This window comes from Arthrobacter sp. StoSoilB19 (assembly GCF_019977275.1).
Classification (GTDB): domain Bacteria; phylum Actinomycetota; class Actinomycetes; order Actinomycetales; family Micrococcaceae; genus Arthrobacter.
Genome location: NZ_AP024650.1, coordinates 1,822,124 through 1,841,448 on the forward strand (window position 1 = coordinate 1,822,124; position 19,325 = coordinate 1,841,448).

General features: G+C 66.7%; 18 protein-coding genes and 6 tRNA genes. 10 read left to right on the top strand and 14 right to left on the bottom strand.

Features of this window, described 5'->3' with window-relative positions:
• Window positions 1–47: 47 nt before the first annotated feature.
• From LDO86_RS08350 to LDO86_RS08365, 4 genes are all read right to left on the bottom strand, one after another.
• Entirely contained in the window at window positions 48–794 is a 747-nt protein-coding gene (locus LDO86_RS08350) for an SDR family NAD(P)-dependent oxidoreductase (RefSeq protein ID WP_018770753.1), read from the bottom strand.
• A complete protein-coding gene (locus LDO86_RS08355; protein WP_018770754.1) occupies window positions 791–2,158 on the bottom strand; it encodes a DUF6421 family protein in 1,368 nt (455 codons plus the stop codon). The genes LDO86_RS08350 and LDO86_RS08355 overlap by 4 nt, the downstream gene beginning before the upstream one ends.
• Window positions 2,159–2,329: 171 nt before the next feature.
• Complete coding sequence (msrB, locus tag LDO86_RS08360) at window positions 2,330–2,896, bottom strand: peptide-methionine (R)-S-oxide reductase MsrB (RefSeq protein WP_018770755.1); 567 nt, start codon at window positions 2,894–2,896, stop codon at window positions 2,330–2,332.
• Between the two features lie 14 nt (window positions 2,897–2,910).
• Window positions 2,911–3,402: a hypothetical protein gene (locus tag LDO86_RS08365; RefSeq protein WP_018770756.1), complete on the bottom strand. Its 492-nt coding sequence runs from the start codon at window positions 3,400–3,402 to the stop codon at window positions 2,911–2,913.
• Window positions 3,403–3,572: 170 nt separating this feature from the next.
• Here LDO86_RS08365 and LDO86_RS08370 point away from each other — a divergent pair, with 170 nt between their 5' ends.
• Genes LDO86_RS08370 through LDO86_RS08385 form a run of 4 tightly spaced genes read left to right on the top strand, consistent with a single transcriptional unit; the run spans window position 3,573 to window position 9,205 of the window.
• Window positions 3,573–4,844, top strand: coding sequence for an alpha/beta fold hydrolase (locus tag LDO86_RS08370; protein ID WP_018770757.1), 1,272 nt, complete (start codon window positions 3,573–3,575; stop codon window positions 4,842–4,844).
• 1 nt (window position 4,845) lies between these two features.
• A complete protein-coding gene (locus tag LDO86_RS08375) occupies window positions 4,846–6,486 on the top strand; it encodes a succinic semialdehyde dehydrogenase (protein ID WP_018770758.1) in 1,641 nt (546 codons plus the stop codon).
• A gap of 1 nt (window position 6,487) precedes the next feature.
• Window positions 6,488–7,366: an SDR family oxidoreductase gene (locus LDO86_RS08380; protein WP_018770759.1), complete on the top strand. Its 879-nt coding sequence runs from the start codon at window positions 6,488–6,490 to the stop codon at window positions 7,364–7,366.
• A gap of 60 nt (window positions 7,367–7,426) precedes the next feature.
• Complete coding sequence (locus LDO86_RS08385) at window positions 7,427–9,205, top strand: multicopper oxidase domain-containing protein (RefSeq protein WP_051081413.1); 1,779 nt, start codon at window positions 7,427–7,429, stop codon at window positions 9,203–9,205.
• A gap of 25 nt (window positions 9,206–9,230) precedes the next feature.
• Here the strand turns inward: LDO86_RS08385 and ybaK are convergent, their stop codons facing one another.
• Genes ybaK through LDO86_RS08400 form a run of 3 tightly spaced genes read right to left on the bottom strand, consistent with a single transcriptional unit; the run spans window position 9,231 to window position 11,166 of the window.
• Entirely contained in the window at window positions 9,231–9,743 is a 513-nt protein-coding gene (gene ybaK, locus LDO86_RS08390; RefSeq protein ID WP_018770761.1) for a Cys-tRNA(Pro) deacylase, read from the bottom strand.
• Between the two features lie 11 nt (window positions 9,744–9,754).
• Window positions 9,755–10,213 carry a SufE family protein gene (locus LDO86_RS08395; RefSeq protein WP_043425219.1) on the bottom strand — a complete coding sequence of 153 codons (459 nt, stop codon included), beginning with the start codon at window positions 10,211–10,213 and terminating at the stop codon, window positions 9,755–9,757.
• Window positions 10,214–10,242: 29 nt separating this feature from the next.
• A complete protein-coding gene (locus LDO86_RS08400; protein WP_018770763.1) occupies window positions 10,243–11,166 on the bottom strand; it encodes a sulfurtransferase in 924 nt (307 codons plus the stop codon).
• A 215-nt stretch (window positions 11,167–11,381) separates the two neighbouring features.
• On the opposite strand from LDO86_RS08400, the gene zapE reads away from it, so the two are divergent.
• Window positions 11,382–12,419 carry a cell division protein ZapE gene (gene zapE, locus LDO86_RS08405; RefSeq protein ID WP_018770764.1) on the top strand — a complete coding sequence of 346 codons (1,038 nt, stop codon included), beginning with the start codon at window positions 11,382–11,384 and terminating at the stop codon, window positions 12,417–12,419.
• On the opposite strand, the gene LDO86_RS08410 is transcribed toward zapE, so the two are convergent.
• The 7 genes from LDO86_RS08410 to LDO86_RS08440 all read right to left on the bottom strand — a co-directional run bounded on the left by LDO86_RS08410 (window position 12,416) and on the right by LDO86_RS08440 (window position 14,737).
• On the bottom strand, window positions 12,416–13,636 hold the full coding sequence (locus LDO86_RS08410) for a benzoate/H(+) symporter BenE family transporter (RefSeq protein ID WP_018770765.1): 1,221 nt from the start codon (window positions 13,634–13,636) through the stop codon (window positions 12,416–12,418). The two genes, zapE and LDO86_RS08410, sit on opposite strands and share 4 nt — an antisense overlap.
• 165 nt (window positions 13,637–13,801) lie before the next feature.
• The gene (locus tag LDO86_RS08415) at window positions 13,802–14,065 is read right to left on the bottom strand and encodes an antitoxin (protein WP_026265999.1); all 264 of its coding nucleotides are present in this window, start codon (window positions 14,063–14,065) and stop codon (window positions 13,802–13,804) included.
• Window positions 14,066–14,202: 137 nt separating this feature from the next.
• A tRNA-Val gene (locus LDO86_RS08420) sits at window positions 14,203–14,277 on the bottom strand.
• A 32-nt stretch (window positions 14,278–14,309) separates the two neighbouring features.
• Window positions 14,310–14,382, bottom strand: a tRNA-Gly gene (locus tag LDO86_RS08425).
• Between the two features lie 54 nt (window positions 14,383–14,436).
• Window positions 14,437–14,508, bottom strand: a tRNA-Val gene (locus tag LDO86_RS08430).
• A 38-nt stretch (window positions 14,509–14,546) separates the two neighbouring features.
• Window positions 14,547–14,617, bottom strand: a tRNA-Cys gene (locus LDO86_RS08435).
• A 47-nt stretch (window positions 14,618–14,664) separates the two neighbouring features.
• Window positions 14,665–14,737 (bottom strand) — tRNA-Gly (locus LDO86_RS08440).
• Window positions 14,738–15,065: 328 nt separating this feature from the next.
• Here LDO86_RS08440 and LDO86_RS08445 point away from each other — a divergent pair.
• From LDO86_RS08445 to LDO86_RS08465, 5 genes are all read left to right on the top strand, one after another.
• Window positions 15,066–15,137, top strand: a tRNA-Val gene (locus LDO86_RS08445).
• 105 nt (window positions 15,138–15,242) lie between these two features.
• Window positions 15,243–16,103, top strand: a complete 861-nt coding sequence (locus tag LDO86_RS08450; RefSeq protein ID WP_018770767.1) for a hypothetical protein — start codon at window positions 15,243–15,245, stop codon at window positions 16,101–16,103.
• A 77-nt stretch (window positions 16,104–16,180) separates the two neighbouring features.
• Window positions 16,181–16,783, top strand: coding sequence for a peptide deformylase (gene def / locus LDO86_RS08455; protein WP_018770768.1), 603 nt, complete (start codon window positions 16,181–16,183; stop codon window positions 16,781–16,783).
• A complete protein-coding gene (gene fmt, locus LDO86_RS08460) occupies window positions 16,780–17,700 on the top strand; it encodes a methionyl-tRNA formyltransferase (protein ID WP_018770769.1) in 921 nt (306 codons plus the stop codon). The genes def and fmt overlap by 4 nt, the downstream gene beginning before the upstream one ends.
• Window positions 17,697–19,277 carry a transcription antitermination factor NusB gene (locus tag LDO86_RS08465; RefSeq protein ID WP_018770770.1) on the top strand — a complete coding sequence of 527 codons (1,581 nt, stop codon included), beginning with the start codon at window positions 17,697–17,699 and terminating at the stop codon, window positions 19,275–19,277. Before fmt ends, LDO86_RS08465 begins: the two co-directional genes overlap by 4 nt.
• The last annotated feature ends 48 nt before the right edge of the window (window positions 19,278–19,325 follow it).

Below are 19,325 nucleotides of genomic sequence, written 5' to 3' on the forward strand. Positions count from 1 at the left end.
CGCTTTCAGTTTAGGTACTGCCACGCCAGGCAAAGCCAGACAGGCGGTCAGTCCGCCAGCCGGAGCCGGGCGCCGTTGAGTTCGGCGGACGGAGTGGTGAAAAGCCGGACGACGGCGGCAGCCAGGTCAGTTACGTCCGTTGCCCCCGGGAATTTCCGCTGGGGATGGGCGCGGCGCAGGTCATCGTCCACCAGCGCCTTGACCACCAGGATGGTGGCGGCCGCCGGGCTACCGCTGCTCCCGGAGGCCTGGCGGAAGCCATCGGCCATGGCCATGGTCCAGGTTTCCGCGGCGGCTTTCGCCGCCACGTAGCTGGCGACCGCTGCGGCGGGCTGATCCAGGGCAGTGGATGAAACCATCGCAAACCTTCCCGACGTGGAGGCGGCGATGTCGTCGAAAAAGACGCGTGACACGTTGCGCAGCGTGGTGATGGCGCCGCGTTCCAGGAAGTCCCAGTCGTCGTCGGACTGGTCCGCGATGCCCTTGGCCCCGCGCCAGCCGCCCACCAGGTGGATCACGCCGTCCACCGCCCCCAAGGCGCCGGTGACGTCGTCGCGCAGCCGCCGGACGTCCGCCAAAACCGCCAGGTCGCACGCAAATGGACTGACGCCGTCGCCCGCTTTCCGCGCTGCCTCCGTGATCCGGGCCTGGTCGGAGCCCGCCGTGGCCACCCGGTGCCCCGCGGCAGCCAGTGCCCGCGCCACGGCGATTCCCGACGCGCCGCTGCCGCCGGCCACCAGGACAGTGAGCGGCCGGGCGGAGGGCGCGCCCCCGGCCGGACCGGCGCTGCTCACAGCGCGGAGCGGCCGGTGATCCCGGCGGTGGACTCAATGACGGGGCGCATCTTCTTCTCCAGTGCCTCGTAGAACATGGACAGCGGGAACTCGTCGTCCAGCACCTGGTCCGTAAGTCCGCGGGGCGTCCCCGCCAACGGCAGCGCGTCCGGGCCCTTGGCCCAGACGGAGGCGGGGTTGGGCGTGACGGTGGCCGAAACCAGCTGGTAGGCCGCCAGCCAGTGGGCGGTCTTGGGACGGTCAATGGACCGCCAGTAGAGTTCGTCGATGCTGGCACCCAGGGCGATCACGGCGTCCGCCACCTCATCCCAGTCGATGGTAAGCCGGGTATCCGTCCAGTGCAGCACGTGGTGCTGGTGCAGCCAGGCAAAGAGGAGCTGGCCGCCCAGGCCATCGTAGTTGCGGACCCGGCTGCCGGTGATGGCGAAGCGGAAAATGCGGTCGAAGATGATTGCGTACTGTACGAGCTTCGCGTGCCGCCGTGCGTCGGGGTCGGCGTCGTCGTCCCTTTCGATCCGCACCGATTCGCGGAAGGCCGTGAGGTCGCAGCGCAGTTCTTCCAGCGAATACAGGAAGTAGGGCATCCGCTGCTTGATCATGAACGGATCGAACGGCAGGTCCCCGCGCATATGCGTCCGGTCGTGGATCAGGTCCCACATCACGAAGGTGGCCTCGGTGAGGTCCTGGTCCGCGAGCAGTTCAGCGGCGGCCTCCGGCAGCTCCAGGGCCGTGATCTCCGCGGCGGCCTTCAGCACGCGGCGGAACCGGGCGGCTTCACGGTCGGCAAAGATGGCGCCCCATGTGAACGTGGGGGTCTGGCTGACGGCCACAGTCTCGGGGAAGAGGACGGCCGAGTTCGTGTCGTAGCCGGGAGTGAAGTCGACGAACCGGATGGGGACGAACAGCTTGTTCGAGTAGTCCCCGGCCTCCAGTCCGGCGATGAATTCGGGCCAGATGACCTCCACCAGCACAGCCTCCACCAGCCTGTTGCTGCTGCCGTTCTGGGTGTACATCGGGAACACCACAAGGTGCTGCAGCCCGTCGCGGCGGTGCTCCTGCGGCTGGAAGGCCAGGAGCGAGGAGAGGAAGTCGGGGACAGGAAAGCCGCCGGCGGCCCATGCCTCGAAGTCTTTGCAGGCGGCGTCCAGGTAGTCGGCGTCGTGCGGAAAGGCGGGGGCCAGGGCCCGGATGGCGGCCACAATGGCATCCACGTACTGCGCTGCCTCCCCGTGGTCCGCGGGGTTGGGGACGGACCCGTCCTGGACCTGGAGCGCCTGCAGTGCGGTGGCGGCGGCCTTGAGCCGGAGCCAGTCGTGGTCCTGTGCGGAAATCCCGGTGACGGCGGTGGTCAGGGTCTCTGTCATCGTCGGCTGCCTTTCTGGTTGCTTGCTTCTCCGGTGAGCGTAACAAGCAACCAGCAGGACTTATGCCAAAACAACTCATTCGTAAGAAACGCTTAGCCTCGATGGTTTCCGGGAAGGACCGAGACTGTCCCTCCGCTGTGGGATCAGTCCCGGAACGCTGCCCTCTCCGGCTCAGCTTTCCGGCGTACTGTCCCCGGCATCATCCCTGGCCACCAGCCGGAGTGACACCGAATTGATGCAGTAGCGCTGGTCGGTGGGCGTTCCATACCCCTCGCCCTCAAAGACGTGGCCCAGGTGCGAGTCGCACGACGCGCACCGCACCTCAATCCTTTCCATGCCCAGGGTCCTGTCGTGGATGTAGCGCACATTCCCCTCAGCCAGCGGAGCCCAGAAGGAAGGCCAGCCGCAGTGCGAGTCGAACTTTTCGTTGCTGGTGAACAGTTCGGCGCCACACGCCCGGCACTGATACACACCCTCTGTGTGGGTATCCCAGTACTCACCGGTGTAAGGGCGCTCGGTTCCGGCCTGCCGCAGCACGTGGTACTCCTCCGGCGTCAGTTCCTCCCGCCACTGTTCATCGCTCTTCCTGACGACAGTTTCCGGGATGCCGGTGTCCTGCTGAGGGGTGTCCTGTGTGGCAGGGTCATGCCGGGCAGGGTCCTGCGTGGCATTGGCCGGTGCCCCGCCAACAACGCCTGCCGACTTGTTACCGAAGATGCTGTTTCCAAAGATGCTCATAGCATTCCCAACGCTCAGGAGTCGCCGATAAATCCCGAGCCCGCGTACAGGTGGAGCACAGGGACACCGAGCTGGTCCTGCGCCTTGTTGGCCCAGTCGGTGTGGAAGGTATCGGCCACGGCATGCGGCCTGGTGATCACTACGGCCTGCGAGGCGCCGGTTTCCCGGACCTTCGCCACAAGGCCGTCCACCGCCTTCCCCTCCACCACCTGGCCGCTCACACCCGAGCCCAGGCCCTCCAGCGCGGCAAGCGAGGTGGCGAGCGTTTCATCCGCGTGCGCCCGCTCGGCGGCGGCGTCCGGGTTGCGGCCGGCGAGTTCCCGGAATGCCTTGGCAACGTCCAGCATGGAGAGGTTTTCGAGGAAGTCCACGAGCAGGTGGCGCTCGGTGTTCGCAGGGACCAGGACCAGCAGCCGGCTGTCCGACCCATCCACCAGCCGTTCAATGTTCACGCGGTCGTCCGCGCCCAGGGGTTCTTCGGTCAGGATGATGATCGGATCACTCATGGCCTTAGCCTAGCGCCGCTCGGGGGCGCCCGCACCGCACTTGGAGAAAGTGCCGGAACACGACCGGAGAGCCGTGCGCCGCCGTGCCGTTCCTGCCCGGGAATGCGGGTATCGGCGGCAACGCCGGTAAGAATAGTCCCATGGCACCTTTCCGGCGAGCGCGCCCTGCAATGACTGCAACCACCAGGGATTCCGGCGGAATGTCACCGGGGGCGAAGTGGGCCATCGGCGGAGCCGTCGCCGGCGGCTCCGTGGCCAGCCTGCTGGGCGCCGGTTCGTCCGCGCTCGCCGTGTACTTTGCCCGCCGCGTCATTACCCCGGCCCGGCAACGGGCAGCGGACAAGGAACTGCTGGCCGTAATCCGGGACGGGCAGAAGCAGCAGGTGATCCTGGCCGCCAACGACGACACCACCGTGGATGGGGTTTACGGATTCTTTTTCGACGGCGGCAAGGGCCACGCGCGGATCGGCCGCATCATCTCCTACTCGCCGGCCGAACGCACGGTCCTGCGCGAGGTCGAAGCCGTCTACAGCGGCGACCTGTCCACGGCCCGCTGGGGATGGTGGAGCGGCGCGACCTACCCTGACCCGGCCGCCGTCGGAATTCCTGCCGAGGACGTACTGATACCCGTGGAGCGCGGGGGAGCGCCGGCCTGGCTGGTCCGGGCCAAGGGGACAGCCCGCACCTGGGCCATCATGGTGCACGGCCGCGGAGCCACCCGGCAGGAAGCGCTGCGGGCGGTGGGACCGGCACTGGAGTTGGGCCTGACCAGCCTGCTGGTGTCCTACCGCAACGACGGGCTGGCGCCGTCGGCCGATGACGGACGGTACGGCCTGGGCTCCACGGAGTGGCAGGACATCGAAGCCGCCATTGAGTATGCGCTGGCCGAGGGGGCCGAGGAAATTGTCCTGTTCGGCTGGTCCATGGGAGGGGCCATCTGCCTGCAGACCGCGGACCTTTCCCGGTACCGGCACCTGATCCGGGCCATGGTGCTTGACGCACCCGTGATCGACTGGGTGACCGTGTTGGCGCACCATGCACAGCTGAACCGGATTCCGTCGCTGGTGGGCCGCTACGGGCAGCTGATGCTGGGCCACCCGCTGGGGCGCCGCCTGACCGGCCTGTCGGCACCGGTGGACCTGAAGGTCATGGATTGGGTGTCCCGGGCCGTGGAGCTGCGGACACCCACGCTGATCATCCACAGCGTTGACGACGAGTACGTGCCCTACGGACCGTCCGCGCTCCTGGCCGAACGGAACCCGGAGATGGTCACGTTCGAGACGTTCAACCACGCACGGCACACCAAGGAATGGAATGTGGACCCCGAGCGCTGGGAACGGCTGGTTAAGGCCTGGCTCCGGCAGCAGCTCGCTCCGCGCCTCAACCCCGGCACGGGGCTCACCCCTGGAACGCTGGCCGGGCACACCGCTGCGGGGGCGTGACATGGCGGACCAACTCCACGAACAACAGCCCGGGACGGCGGCCTTGAGCGCGCGGGGCCGGGATCTCGCCGCGGGACTGTCAAGGCTGGTTGCGGCAGCACCGGGCGCCCCGACGCAGGCTTCGCACGCACCCTTTGACGGCACGCTTGTGGGCGAAGTGCCCGTGTGCAGCGCACCCGACGTTGATGCCGCCGTCGGAACTGCCCGCGTGGCGCAGCGGTACTGGGCAGGCGTTTCCGTCGAAGACCGTTGCAGCGTGATCCGGCGCTTCCGCCGGCTGGTGCTGGACCGGGAGCAGGACATCCTGGACCTGGTGCAGGCAGAGAGCGGCAAGTCCCGGCTGAGCGCCTTTGAGGAACTTGCGGACGTGGTCCTGACGGCGGACTACTACGCGCGCACCGCAGAACGGCACCTTGGGCCGCGCCGCCGGAAGGGCGCCGCGCCGGTCCTGACCCGCACCACCGAACACCGTCTTCCCAAGGGAGTGGTGGGGGTCATCAGCCCTTGGAACTACCCGCTGACCCTTGCGGTCTCGGACGCCGTCCCGGCCCTGCTGGCCGGGAACGGCATCGTCCTGAAGCCGGATTCGCAGACGCCCTTCACCGCCCTGCTGATGCTCAAACTGCTCCGGCAGGCGGGGCTTCCCGCAGGCCTGTTCCAAGTGGTCACAGGGCCCGGCACTGCAATTGGCCCTGCCTTGATCGCGCGGGTCGACTTTCTGATGTTCACCGGATCCTCGCAGACCGGCAAGACGGTGGCGCGGCAGTGCAGTGAGCGGCTGATCGGCTTCTCGGCCGAACTCGGCGGCAAGAACCCCATGCTGGTCCTGGCCGATGCGGATGTGGGCAAAGCCGCCGCCGGCGCGGTACACGCCTGTTTTTCCAACTCCGGACAGCTGTGCGTCAGCATCGAACGGATCTACGTGCACACAGACGTCCATGACAGCTTCCTGGCCGCCTTCGCGGCCGCGGTGAAAGGCATCCGCGTGGCTCCCGGACCGGACTGGGACATCGGCATGGGATCCCTCATCAGCCCGGGGCAGCTGGAACGGGTTGACCGCCACGTCCAGGATGCGCTCGCCAAAGGAGCCCAACTGGTCACCGGCGGACGGCACCGGCCGGATCTGGGGCCGCTGTTCTACGAGCCAACGGTCCTGACGGGAGTCACGCAGGAGATGCTCCTTGCCAGGGAAGAGACCTTTGGGCCGGTGGTGGCCGTCTACCGCACAACGGACGACGACGAAGCCGTTGCCCTGGCCAACGATTCCGACTTCGGACTGAATGCCAGCGTCTGGTCGGCCCGGCGGGGCGAGGCAGTGGCCCGCAGGCTTCTGACGGGAACGGTCAATGTCAATGAAGGCTACGCAGCCACCTGGGCATCCCATGATGCACCGATCGGGGGCATGAAGGAGTCCGGCGCAGGCCGCCGCCACGGCCGGGAAGGCATCCTCAAGTACACCGAGCCGCAGACCATCGCCGTGCAGCGGCTGCTCCGTGTTGCACCCCTTCCCGGCATGTCCAACCGGACCTACGCACGGATCATGAAAGGGGCCATCAGGGTGATGGGCCGCGTACCCCGAAGCCGTCAAAGGACACTGCCCGTGGCGCCGGGACACGCGCCGCCAACATCGCAGGAGGACTGATATGCCCCAGGGAACCAGGCTTTCCGGCGCAACTGTGCTGATCACGGGAGGCGGCAGCGGGCTGGGCCGCCGCCTGGCGCTTGGAGCAGCCCGGCGCGGAAGCCGGGTGGTGATCTGGGATGTGGACGTCCAACGCGGCACGGCGGTGCGCGACGAGATCCGGGCTGCCGGCGGTTTGGCCGAAGCCCATGCCGTGGACGTCACGGACCGTGGGGGCGTGAAGGCCGCGGCGGCTGTTGCCGGACCCGTGGATATCCTGGTCAACAACGCCGGAGTGGTCAGCGGCCTGGCACTCCTCGACGCCACGGAAGAAGCCATCGAAAGGACCATGAAGGTCAACGTCATGGCCCTGTACTGGGTCACCCGCGGCTTCCTGGGCGGAATGGTAGACCGCCGGCGGGGAACCGTGGTCACCATTGCCAGTGCTGCAGCCCTGGTGGGCGTCGCCCGCCAGACAGACTATTCCGCCAGCAAGTTTGCCGCCTTCGGTTTCAACGAATCACTCCGTGCCGAGCTCCGCGCTGGAAAAATTGGTGTCAATACGCTGGCGGTGTGCCCTTATTACATCGACACGGGGATGTTCGACGGCGTCCGGACGCGCTGGCCCCTGCTTCTTCCCATCCTCCAGGAAGAGCAGGTGGCAACCAAGGTCCTGGATGCCATCGAAGCCGGGCGCCGAAAGCTGGTCCTGCCGCCCATCGTGAACCTGCTGCCGGCCCTGCGGGTCCTTCCGGTTGGCGTCTTCGACCGGGTCATGGATGTGCTGGGGGTCAACCAAACCATGGACCATTTCACCGGCCGGGCCGCGGGGCGGACTGGAGGGCATACCGGGGTGGCCCACCCCCTTACAGAGGGGACCCGTGACCCTATGACGGACTAAAGCACAGGTTTATCCTGCTGCCCAAGGGGGGATACCGCTGCGAAGAAATGGGGCCCCAAAATGCGCATTACAAGACGACAACTGCTGCAGGCCGGCGCTGTGGCCGGTGCAGGTGTTCTGACCCAGGCTTATGGATCCGGGGCCAGCCCGGGACTGGCGGCCCCTGTTTCCCCGCCCGGCACCTTTACGGAGCAGCTTCCCGCGCTCGCCGACCTGGGGGTTATCGACATGCGGTCCGGCGGCAACCTTGAGTTGTGGGCCCGCAACTCCCGCCACCGCTTCCAGGCCGAAATGGGCCTGACCGACACGCTGACGTACCAGGACGCTGCATCAACCAGGAGTTACCTGGGGCCGGTCATCATCGCCCGGAAGGGTACACCCCTGAGCCTCACAGTCCACAACGATATTGGGCGGCATCCCCTTGCCTTCGCCATCGACCCGGAACTGGTCCCGCCTGGCAGCAACGACGCCCGATCTCCCAGGACGGCTGTCCACCTCCACGGCGGCAACACTGCACCAACGTCCGACGGCGGCCCTGGACAGACTTTCCGGCCCGGCGCCTCGTACACCTACCACTATGGCAACAACCAGGATGCGGCCGGCCTCTGGTACCACGACCACGCGCTGGGCCTCACCCGCCTGAATGTCTACGCCGGGCTGGCCGGTGGCTACCTGCTCCGGGACACCCGCAGTACGGGCATCGACACCGGCGACGGGACACATCTTCCACCGCCGCCATATGAATTGCCGCTGGTCATCCAGGACCGCATGTTCAACCCGGACGGCTCGTTTGCCTACCCGCCCAACCCTGAACTAGTGGACGCAGACGGCGCAGCCCGGCCCTGGGCCCCTGAGTTCTTCGGCGATGTTGCCACGGTCAACGGAAAATGCCGGCCCAACCTGGACGTGGCCCGCGGCAAGTACCGCTTCCGGATGTTCAACGGCTCCAACGCGCGGTTCTACGACTTCAAGTTCATCGCGGACGGCACCGCAGTCACTTTCCACCAGATAGGGTCCGACGGCGGCCTGCTGGACGCCCCGGTCAGGCTCAACAGGCTGGTCATGGGACCCGGTGAGCGGGCAGACATTGTGGTGGACTTCGCCGGGCTGAAGGCAGGTTCGAAGGTGGTCCTGGCCAACAGTGCCCGGGTGCCCTTCCCGAACGGGCCGGAATCTGTCCAGCGCGGCGCCATCCCGCTCCCACAAATCATGCAGTTCACTGTCCTCTCCGAGCCCGGCTATACGGTGCCGCTGCCGGCCCAGCTGCGGTCCGAGCCTCTCACCCGGCTCGTGGAACTGCCCACCGTGGCCACCAGGTCCATGGCATTGGTGGAAGTGGCGAACACCGATGACGTTCCCATCATGGCGCTGCTGAACAACAGGATGTTCGACAGCCCCGACATCACGGTGGTGAAGCAAGACACACTGGAACAGTGGGAACTCATCAACACCACCGTGGACGCCCACCCGATCCACCTTCACTTCACCCAGTTCCAGGTGCTCAACCGGCAGAAGTTCGATGCCGACTCCTACCTGGAGGCCACGGACTTCGTGGACCCCAAAACCGGACTCGTCACGCCCGGAAGGGGGTGCGCTGTACCGGTCAAGCCCTTCCTGATCGGCCGTCCCAAGGCCGCGCCGGCCAATGAACAGGGATGGAAGGACACCGTGGTGGCGATGCCTGGCGAAGTGACGCGGATCCGCGTCCCCTTCGGTGCAGCCGCTGCAGGAGGTGACCCACTGGCCATCGGCTCATCCTTCACGGGTGAATACGTCTGGCACTGCCACATCCTGGAGCACGAGGACAACGACATGATGCAGCGGTACGTCATCGAGTAGCCAGAGGCTCCCAGCCCCTGCACTGCTATGGACGGGAGTTGCCCGCAGCCGGCGAACCAATGGGCGCCGCAACAGCTTCCGTCAGCCGGATGAGGTCGGCCGGAGCTAGCTCGATGTCCAGGCCGCGGCGCCCCCCGGACACCAGCATCGTCTCCAGCCGCAACGCGGAGGAGTCCAGGACCGTGGGGGAGGGCTGGCGCTGGCCGATCGGGGAGATGCCGCCCAGCACATAGCCTGTGCGCCGCTGGGCCGCTGCGGGATCAGCCATGGCAGCCTTCTTGGCTCCGAGTGCGGCAGCCATTGCCTTCAGGTCGAGGGTTCCGCTGACAGGTACGATGCCCACGGCCAGCCGGCCCTCCACGTCCACCATCAACGTCTTGAAGACGCGGGACGGATCAATGCCGAGGGCCTCGGCGGCCTCGGTGCCATAGCTCGCGGCCGCCGGATCGTGGGTGTAGGGGTGGAGCACAAAGGGAACCCCGGCCGCGGTCAAAGCCGCTGTGGCCGGGGTTCCCTGGGAGCCGTTCCTGCGTGCCATGGAGGGGGGGGTCAGGCGACCTTGGCGTCTGCGGCCACCTTGCGCTTGATCCTTCCCAGCATGGCCGTCATGCCCCTCATGCGCAGCGGGGTGATGGCCCGGGTGAGCCCCAGCAGCTCCGGCATGTCGTCCGGCACGGACAGGATCTCCTCCGCGGACAGGCCGTCCAGTCCCTCGTGCAGGACGCCGGCAAAACCCCGGGTGGTGGGAGCCTCAGCCGGGGCCTTGAAGTACAGCCGCACGGCGCCGGCGGGACCGGCGTCGTTCTTCTCTGTCTCGATGGTGAGGAACAGCGGCGACTGGCACTCCACCACCTGCTCCAGGAGTTCGGGGTGGTCCTTGAGCCGGTCGGGGAGCTCCGGCAGTCCTTCCGAGAACTCCAGCAGCAGCTGCAGCCTCTCGGGTTCGGACAAGGCCTGGAAGTCGTCCACGATTGCCGCCAGGGCGGAAGGCAAAGCTTGAGTAGTCATCGTTCCAAGTCTACGCGGGTGGTCCTGCGTCAGGCTCCGACGGCGACGGGAACGGAACCACGCTCGGCGCCCTTGACGATCGGCACCCGCACGGCGTTGCCCCACTCGGTCCACGATCCGTCGTAGTTGCGGACGGAATCAAAGCCCAGGAGGTACTTCAGGGCGAACCAGGTGTGGCTGGACCGCTCGCCGATGCGGCAGTACGCCACGACGTCGTCACCCTCGGACAGCCCGGCTTCGCCCAGGTAGATGGCCTCCAGTTCCTCCCTGCTGCGGAAGGTGCCGTCAGCTGCGGCGGCACGGGCCCAGGGAATGGATGCCGCAGTGGGGATGTGGCCGCCGCGGAGGGCGCCCTCCTCCGGGTAGGCAGGCATGTGGGTGCGCTGGCCGGTGTATTCCTCGGGGGAGCGGACGTCGATGAGGGGCTTGCCCAGGTGAGCCAGGACGTCGTCCTTGAAGGCGCGGATTGGGGCGTCGTCGCGCTCAACCACCGGGTAGCTGCCCCGGGCGGGGGCAGGCCGGTCCTTGGTCAGCTCGCGGCCTTCGGCGATCCATTTGTCCCGGCCGCCGTCGAGCAGCCGGACATCCTGGTGGCCAAAGAGCGTGAAGACCCAGAGCGCGTATGCGGCCCACCAGTTGGACTTGTCGCCATAGATGACCACGGTGCTGTCCCGGGAGATGCCCTTGGACGCCGCCAGCTCAGCGAAGGCCGCGCCGTCAATGTAGTCGCGGGACACTTCGTCGTTCAGGTCGGTGTGCCAGTCGATCTTGACGGCACCGGGGATATGGCCGGTCTCGTACAGCAGCACGTCCTCGTCGGACTCCACCACCACCAGCCCGCCATTGGCCACTGCGCCGTCCTTGATGGCAGCCGCGAGCCACTCCGTGGAAACGAGCCGCTCCGGGTGGGCGTAGGCTGCGAACTTCTCATTCTGTTCAACCGGGTAGGGCATGGCTTGGCCTTTCAGTAAGAGCACGGGAAACCGTGGAACATGCATTGGAACCTGTTCCCACCCTAGCCAGCGCCCATGACGTTGTCCGTATTCCGTTAATAGGACGAAATGTTGCCTTCGTCACGCCCTCGGTCGGGAGGGAGGCAACCAGCCCGGGTCCGGTCCGCATTGCCGGTATCCTTTCTGGGGACCAACCACCAGCAGAACGGACCACCTTGGTACAGATCGAACAGCTTGCCGCCCGCACTCCGGCAGTTTCGGTGGACGAACTCCTCAAGGGCTTCTACCCATCGCCGCGGTTCGGGGAGGTCTCCTTTGCGAGCTACCGCCCGGACCCCAAGCAGCCCAGCCAGGCCGCTGCCGTGCGCGAACTGGAAGGGTTTGCCGACGGCGTGGGGTCGGGCAACGGAGGCGGGCTGTTCAAGAAGCTGTTCGGCAAAAAGGACGATTCCCGTGCCGGCATCTACCTTGACGGCGGGTTTGGCGTGGGCAAGACCCACCTGCTCGCTTCGCTGTGGCATGCCTCGCCGGGCCCCAAGGCTTTCGGCACGTTCGTGGAGTACACCAACCTCGTGGGCGCCCTGTCCTTCCGCAAGACCGTTGACGCCCTGAGCAGCTACAAGCTGGTCTGCATCGACGAATTCGAACTGGACGATCCCGGCGACACCGTCCTGATGTCCCGGCTCATGCGGGAACTGGCCGACGCCGGCGTCAAGCTCGCCGCCACGTCCAACACCTTGCCGGGTTCCCTGGGTGACGGCCGCTTTGCCGCCGTAGACTTCCAGCGCGAAATCCAGGTCCTGGCGGACCAGTTCGAGGTCATCCGCATCGACGGCGAGGACTTCCGCCACCGCGGCCTCCCCGCCGCACCGGCCCCGCTGAGAAACAGCGAACTTAACGCCCACATGAAGGCGGAGTTCGACGGCAAGACGGTTGCCCAGGACGAATTCTCCACCCTCATCCACCACTTGGCCGGTGTCCACCCCAGCCGCTACCGCCAACTGATCGACGGCATTGACGGCGTGGTGTGGCGCAACGTGGAAACCATCAAGGAGCAGGCTGTGGCGCTGCGGTTCGTGGTCCTGGCGGACCGGCTCTACGACAAGGACGTTCCCATCCTGGCCAGCGGCGTCCCCTTCGACCAGCTGTTCACCGAGGAAATGATGACCGGCGGGTACATGAAGAAATACTTCCGCGCCGTGTCCCGCCTGACCGCCCTGGCGCGTGAAGGGCAGAACCACGAACCGTCCTAAGAGGCGGTCCCGCTGCGCCGTGGCTGCAGCACCCACCGCACCGCCAGCCCGGCAATGAGCGCCCAGAACGCGGAACCGATTCCGGCAAATGCCAGGCCTGAGGCCGCCATCAGGAACGTGACGGCCGGGGCGATGCGGTCTTCCGTGTCCGCCAGGGCAGCCGAAATCGCCGACGCAAGGGTTCCCAGCAGGGCCAACCCGGCCACTGCTTCGAGCATCCCGCCCGGCGCCCGGTTCACCACCGCCACCAAGGCAGCGGAAAAAGCGGCAAGCACCAGGTAGGCCAGCCCGGAGGTGAAGCCGGCAACCCACCGCCTGCTCCGGTCCCCGCCTGCTTCCCCGCCCGCGGCCAGCGCCGCGCTGAGCGCTGCAAGATTGATGGCGTGGCCGCCGAAGGGAGCCCCCGCAACAGTCCCCGCTCCCGTGACCAGCATCGCCGGCTGCCACGGAGTGTCATATCCGAATGACCGCAGGACAGCCACCCCGGGAACGTTCTGCGACGCCATGGTCACCACGAACAAGGGGACGGCGATGCCCACCAGGGCCTGCAGGCTGAACGCCGGCGTGGTCCAGGCGAGTGCGGGCATAAGGCCTCCCGCATCCACCGGCGTCCCGGCGGACGCCAGGGAAATTCCGATCACGCCCAGGGCCATGAGCAAAGCCGCGGGCACCGCCCACCGCGGAGCGAACTTCATCATCACCAGCCAGCACAGGATCACCGGCGCCACAAAACCGGGAACCGTGCCCAGGGCTTTGAAGGGGGCCAGGCAAAGCTGGAGCAGGACTCCCGCCAGCATCGCCTGCGCCAGCGGGGACGGAATCCGCGCCATCAACCTGCCAAGCGCCGGCACCATGCCGGTCAGGGCCAACAGCAGGCCTGTCGCCAGGAAGGCGCCGACGGCGGCCGGCCACCCGCCGTCGGGCATTCCCGCTGCCGCCAGCAGCGCCGCACCCGGCGTCGACCAGGCCAGAGTCACCGGAACCCGGGAGCGCCAGGCGAGGACCAGGACGCCCAGCCCGACGGCGAGGGTCAGCGCCAGCAGGCCGGACGCGGCCTGGGTGGAATCGGCGCCCACCGCCTTGAGGCCGGCGAGGACTACGGCAAAGGACGAGGTAAAGCCCACCAGGGCGGTAACGATCCCGGCGACAACGGGCCGGGAGTCGAACCGCGGCAGTCCGGCCTTGGTTGTCCTGGAGGGTGCGGGGGAGTTGGGCATACCCGGCAGGTTACCGGCGCGGGTTTGGGAACCGGCAATCGGGGCTGCCAAAGGCAGACTGGCCGGGCGGCCGAGGGCACTTTTAAACGCCAAAGGCGCGGGCGCCGCCTCGCGGCGGGACCCGCGCCCCGTTGACGTGCTGGGGCAAGGCCCCGGCCAAATCCTTTACGGAGCCCTGTCCACCGGCGGAACCGGATTTTCAGGAGCTGCCGGGGGAACCTGTCCGGGGGCAGGTGCCTGGCCCGGGGTTCCGTTCTTGTCAATGAGCTTGGAAGCGCCATCCTGGATCTTGTCGACGTGGCCTGCGTACTTGCCGCCGGTCTTCGTGTCGACGAAATCGCCGGCCTTGCTGATGCCGTCCTTGATGGCCTGCTCGTTGCCGCGGATGAGACCCTGAGCCTTGCCCTTTAGATCGTCAATCAAACCCACGAGCACCTCCCTTCTGTCGCGGAGCCAGGTCGCTCCTCGCGCCTTCGATCCTATCCGGGCGTGAAAGGTGTGCCAAGGGACTTCGCCTGCAGCGGATCGGGAATACGAAAAAAGCAGCTCCGCAGAGCTGCTTTACATGGTGGGCGATACTGGGATCGAACCAGTGACCTCTTCCGTGTCAGGGAAGCGCGCTACCGCTGCGCCAATCGCCCCGAACCGGAAGACCGGCTGTGGGATGTAAGAGAGCGGACGACGAGATTCGAACTCGCGACATCCACCTTGGCAAGGTGGTGCTCTACCAGCTGAGCTACGTCCGCGTGTGCAGGATGGACCGGTAAACCGGTGGTACTGCGGGCAAGTTGCCTTGCCAGTGGGCGATACTGGGATCGAACCAGTGACCTCTTCCGTGTCAGGGAAGCGCGCTACCGCTGCGCCAATCGCCCATTGCATCCGAAGGATCCGGAAACCATGGTTTTCACCGAGGTGGGTACGGGATTCGAACCCGTGTATACGGCTTTGCAGGCCGCTGCCTCGCCTCTCGGCCAACCCACCGTGTTAGCGTCAATTCCGAAGAACCTTTGCTGTGACAGTGTCCTGCGAGCGGACGACGAGATTCGAACTCGCGACATCCACCTTGGCAAGGTGGTGCTCTACCAGCTGAGCTACGTCCGCATTTTGGAGTGTTGATTCCCTGCCGTTTCCGGCATTTCCTCGCGTTCCAACGAGTAAAAACAATATCGGAGGTTCCGGGATTCTCCAAATCGCTCCGGCCCTGCGCCCATTGTGTGCCTCCAGATCGCTGCAACCACGCGGAGTTTGCGAGTTACAGGTGTGTAATTTCCGACGGCGGCAGGGGCGCCCGGGGGCGGCAGGCTGTGCTCCGCCGGGCTGCTTTCGAGGATTCCCGGCCAGGCAGAGGCTGCGGCGCGGTACCGGTCAGCGGGGTGTGTTGTTCGATTTTTGAAATAGGGCAGAGGTGGGCTAGCATTCAAATGCATCGGGGCGATTGGCGCAGTGGTAGCGCGCTTCGTTCACACCGAAGAGGTCACTGGTTCGAACCCAGTATCGCCCACCGCAGAGGCCCGTTTCCGCTCATCAGCAGCGGAGACGGGCCTTTTTCATGTGCAGCGCCTGCCTCCCGGAGCTTTTGTCGGCCCCCTGTGAAAGAGTCTTTTGTATGACTGATCCGCTTCTCGCCCACGCCACCGAATACGGCCGGATGTACGCACGGTCAACGTCTGAGCAGTTTTCCGTACCTTCCATCACCACGGTTATCAGCCAGCAGCCGCATGGCCTTGACGGCTGGTTCGGTTACATGGGTGCCAGCAGCCTGGCCAATGATCCGCTGCTGTCGGACTGCCTGGGCAGCCCGGCCAAAATCAAGCAGGCCATCAACCGTGCGGCCAAGGCTGCGGAAACCTATCGTGATGATGCCGCCCGGCGCGGGGACCGCGTCCACAATTACTGCGAGCAGGTGGCGTTGCGCGCGCTGGGACGTCCCCACGCCATGAAGGAGGCCCGTGAGGCGTTGGCCGCCAACGGGGAGGAAGCGTTCGCGGTCCGCTTCGACGAGTGGTGGGAGCTCTTCCAGGTGGAGCCCATCGCCCCCGAGATCACGGTCTGGAACAACACCGTGGGCTACGCCGGCACCCTTGACCTTGTGGCGCGGATCAACGGACGCATTTGCCTGATCGACTACAAGACCAAGGGCACAACGCGCGACGGCCTGGTCAAACCGCTGGACGACAAAGTAGTGATGCAGCTGGTGGCCGGCATGAAGGCGGAGGAAAGCCTGGTGGATGCGGAGGCGGGAACCTGGGAGCCCTGGAAGTACGGCGAAAACCCGGTCCTGCTGGCCGTCGCCATCGGGGAGACGGAGGTCCGGCCCGTCCGTGCCAACCCCGAGGTCCTCAAGCACCACTGGTGGAAATTCTGCGCCTTGCGCCGGGTCTGGGAACTGTCGGCGGACACCATCAGTGCAGGCACCGCGCTGCTGCCCATCGCACCCCCGCCGCTGGCACAGGCCCGTACCGCCTAAGCGCCGGATGGACCCGGAGAGACTGCACCTAAACTGGATAGGTTCCCTTTGCCGCCAACCGTGAGGACAAACAGCGCATGGCTATTCTGAATATCCGCATCATCGGTGATCCTGTGCTGCGCACAGTTGCCGATCCCGTGACGGAATTCGGACCCGAGCTTGCCAAACTGGTGGCCGACATGACCGAAACCATGGAGGACGTGGACGGTGCAGGGCTTGCCGCCCCGCAGGTCGGCGTCAGCAAGCGCGTCTTCACCTACCGCATCGACGGTGTGGAAGGGCACATCATCAATCCGGTCCTGGAGAACAGCGGGGACTACCAGCCGGACCAGGTGGAAGGCTGCCTGTCCATTCCGGGCCTCGGTTTCCCTGTCCGCCGCTTCCGCGCCACCCGGGTCACCGGTGTGGACATGCATGGACATCCGGTGTCCATCGACGGGGAGGGCATGCTGGCACGCTGCTTCCAGCACGAAAATGACCACCTGGACGGCATCCTCTACACCGACCGCCTCGAAGGCGAAGACCGGAAGGCTGCCTTGCGGTCCATCCGCAACGCCAATTACGACGCCGTCGCCGGTCGGACCACAGCCAAGCGCGCCAAGAACGTGGGATCGAGTTTCGGCGGTGCCGGCTTTGGCCAAACCAGCACCCCCGGCTCCAGCTTTGGCGGAGCAGGGTGAGGGTCCTCTTCGCGGGGACGCCCGCCGTCGCCGTGCCATCCCTGGACGCCCTCGTCAATGCCGGCTTCAACGTGGTCGCGGTCCTGACCCGTCCCGATGCCCCGGTAGGCCGCAAACGCGTACTGACGCCGTCGCCGGTGGCACAACGGGCCGGGGAACTGGGCATTGATGTCATCCGTGCCGCCCGGGTCGACGCCGACGCCGTCGCCGCCATCGCCGCAGTGCAGCCGGACGTCGCGGCCATCGTTGCTTATGGCGGACTGGTCCCCCCTGCGGCCCTGGGCATACCGGCGCACGGCTGGGTCAATCTGCATTTCTCCCTGCTGCCGGCCTGGCGAGGCGCGGCACCGGTCCAGCGGTCCGTCATTGCCGGAGACGATGTCACAGGTGCCGTGACCTTCCAGCTTGAAGAGGGACTCGACACCGGTCCTGTTTTTGGCACCCTCACCGAGGCGGTCAGGCCCCAGGACACGGCAGGAGACCTGCTTGAGCGGCTGTCCCACAGCGGTGCCGTCCTGCTGGCGCAGACACTGTCCGCCATCGAGGCCGGAAAAGCGTCGCCGCAGCCGCAGGCCGGAGAGGTCTCCCTGGCACCCAAACTGACTCTGGAGGACGGACACCTTAACTGGTCCCACCCGGCCCTTGCCATCAACAGGCAGGCACGCGGAGTCACCCCTGAGCCCGGCGCCTGGACCCTGCTGGACGGGCAGCGGGTCAAGCTCGAACCTGTCCGGCTCCGGCCGGATATTTCAGGACTTGCCCCTGGCTCAGTGGCATTGCAGGGGAAAGCCGTGTTGGTGGGAACAGGTTCACACGCCGTGGAACTCACCCGGGTCCAGCCCGCTGGGAAAAAGATGATGGCTGCAGCCGACTGGGCACGCGGCATGGCTTCACTGGAGGGTGTGGTGTTCGAATGAGCGTGTCCGGCGGTAATACAGGTGGACGGAACACGGGCGGACCAAACACCGGCGGAGGGGGAAGCGCCGGAGGAGGCGGCCGCGGCAAGGGCGGACCCCGGGATGCCAGCAGAAGGGATGCCAAAGGGCGGGAACGCAACCGCGGGCCGCAGCGGAACTTCACCGGGCAGGCGCCGTCGCAGCGGACCAGGCGCGCCGATCCAGCCCGCCTGGTGGCCTTCGAAGTGCTGCGTGCCGTGGCTGAGGAGGACGCCTACGCCAACCTCGTGCTGCCCGCGCGGATCCGGCACCACCGGCTGGACAAACGCGACGCCGGATTCGCCACGGAACTAAGCTACGGAGCCCTGCGCGGCCAAGGCACCTACGACGCCATCCTGGCGCGGTGCGTGGACCGGCCCCTGGCCCAGCTTGACCCCGCCGTCCTCGACGCCCTCCGTATCGGCGCCCACCAGCTGCTGGCCATGCGGGTCCCCGCGCACGCCGCACTGGACCAGACGGTTGGACTTGCCCGTGCCGTCATCGGGGCGGGACCCTCGGCGCTGATCAATGCCGTCCTCCGCAAGGTCACTGCCCACCCCCTTGAGGAATGGCTGGACCTGCTGGTGGAGGGCGAAACCGACGAGACGAAGATTGCCTCGCTCAGGTACGCCCACCCCGAATGGATTGTCCGGGCAATGCGCCAGTCGCTCGTGGCCCATGGCCGGCCCGCAGCCGAGATCAACGACCTGCTCGAAGCGGACAACGCCGCCCCTGTGGTCAACCTTGTGGCCCTGCCGGGGCTGGGCAGCCTCGACGAAGCGCTGGAAAACGGTGCCACCCCCGGGGAACTGGTGGAAGGCTCCGCGCTCTCCAGCGGCGGTGACCTGGGGCGGTTGGCATCCGTACGCGCCGGTACCCTCCGGGTGCAGGATGTCGGTTCCCAGCTGGTGGCCAGGGCCCTGGCCGCGGTGAACCTCGGCCAGGCGGCCGATGGTGCCGGTGAAGCGTGGCTCGACCTCTGCGCAGGCCCGGGTGGAAAGGCGGCACTCCTTGGTGCCCTTGCGCACCAGCGGGGGGCCACGCTTCTTGCGAACGAGCCCGCCCCGCACCGCGCAAAGCTTGTCAGTCAGGCACTGTCCGCCGTACCGCAGGACAGCTGGCAGGTCCGGACCGGCGACGGCCGGGATGTAGGCGCCGAACAGCCGGGGCAATACTCCCGTGTCCTGGTGGACGTTCCCTGCACCGGCCTGGGGGCACTTCGGCGCAGGCCCGAGTCCCGGTGGCGTCGCTCGCCCAAGGACATTGCAGACCTGGGCCCACTGCAGCGCGAGCTGCTGAACTCTGCCCTGGCCGCGGTTCGGCCCGGAGGAGTGGTGGCCTACGTGACGTGTTCACCGCACCCGGCAGAGACCACAGCTGTTGTGGCCGACGTGCTCCGGAAGCGCGGCCACCTGGAACTCCTCGATGCCGGCGCCGCACTTGACGCAGTCAGCCTCACTGGAAGCCTTGGCGCGGGCCATGAACTGACCGCGCAGCTCTGGCCCCACATCCACCACACCGATGCCATGTTCCTGGCCCTGATACAGAAAAAATCCTGACAGGAGAAGAAACCCTGACAGGCAAAGAAACCTGATCAGGAAGAATTC